The sequence below is a fragment of the Candidatus Thermoplasmatota archaeon genome, from assembly GCA_030018475.1.
Lineage (GTDB): Archaea > Thermoplasmatota > JASEFT01 > JASEFT01 > JASEFT01 > JASEFT01.
Window position 1 is genome coordinate 1 of sequence record JASEFT010000105.1, and the last position, 1,263, is coordinate 1,263.

At 38.3% G+C, this 1,263-nt stretch carries 1 protein-coding gene; it reads right to left on the reverse strand.

Annotation, left to right across the window (positions count from 1 at the left end; translation table 11 throughout):
- Nucleotides 1-861 precede the first annotated feature (861 nt).
- Nucleotides 862-1,128, reverse strand: a complete 267-nt coding sequence (locus QMD21_07750; GenBank protein ID MDI6856656.1) for a hypothetical protein — start codon at nucleotides 1,126-1,128, stop codon at nucleotides 862-864.
- Nucleotides 1,129-1,263: the final 135 nt, after the last annotated feature.

A 1,263-nucleotide genomic window follows, 5' to 3' on the forward strand; every position in this document is an offset into this window, starting at 1 on the left:
TAAGGTATTTATCCACTCAAAATAATTCCTTTTGCGAACTTGATTAATAGGATATTGAATAAATACAGCAAAAAAGGAGCTTTGACGGAAACCGGTTTTTCAACATGGGGTGGGGAAGATGCTTGGTGGAGCACACTCGGCTATGAGCATGGGTTATGATGATTTACAAAAGCAAATAAGGACATTTACACGGCTTTAAAGGAGAAAGAAACAATGAAGCTTGTTAGTAAAAACCTGCTCGATAAACTTGCTCCGTATGGTGCTGCAATAGGGGCCATTACTGGAGGAATCTCAACGATTTTTTCTCATTTGGCATCTTTCTTCTCCCAATTTTATCATATATATGTTGCACATGTAGTCATCGAAAATATAAAATCTATTCTAGCGCTGCCCTTGCAGGAGTTGTAGGAGCACTCGCAGGTTTTTATCTTGGGACTTGGGTAGCATACTTTGTGTTCCTCGGTATTGGTGGTTTTTTTTCAGGAGGAACTCGCTTCTTTGGAGTATGTGTGTATGTATATGTATATGTGTATTATGTATATGTACAGCCCTTCCTCCGTTTCTGCTCTCCCGTTATATGTGTAAAAGAGCACAAAGGAGAGAAGCACACGCACAAAAATAGACCTTATCTTGGATACAAAACCAACCCACTTAACCCAGACACAGACCTCGATGGGCAAAGTGATTTTAGGTGCGCTTAATAATTATTTACCGTTTTTCATAATTAGTTCGCAGCCAAACTCGCAATTTTCGTAAATTTTTATCATTTCGCAGTTAGTGCATTTTCGCGCCATTAATAAAAGGTAGAAAAATAGAATTCTTATAAATCTGCTGTGTACTGTACAGCTTGAGTGCTAACTCTTAGGATTGAACTTTTCTTGCAATAGAAGGCTCGAAACTAAGCCACTCGAGGGGCATGAAATTACGTAAGTTCAAATTATGCATTTTCTCAAAGTCTCTCAATCCTAATATAAGAGGGATGTCTTCACTTCTTTGCTGCTCTGTGCCATACTTTGAAATCCACTCCAGCTGGTTGTCCCAAGAGCCTTCAAAAAATTTATCTCTCAGAAAAACTGCGAATATCTCAATTAAACTCAATCTAACTTCATTGCCTACTAGTTTTGCCATCTCGCTATATTAAAACCTGTTACATGACTTAAAAACTTTTCTCTGTCTAGCAGTAGTTCCGAAGGTGTTTTTCCGAGTATAAATTAAATATTTTGTATGCCGTACGAGACCATGGGATGGGATCCACATGATCTC

Coding starts and splice junctions, on each gene's coding strand:
- QMD21_07750 (MDI6856656.1), bottom strand. CDS start 1,128: ATGGCAAAACTAGTAGGCAATGAAGTTAGATTGAGTTTAATTGAGATA.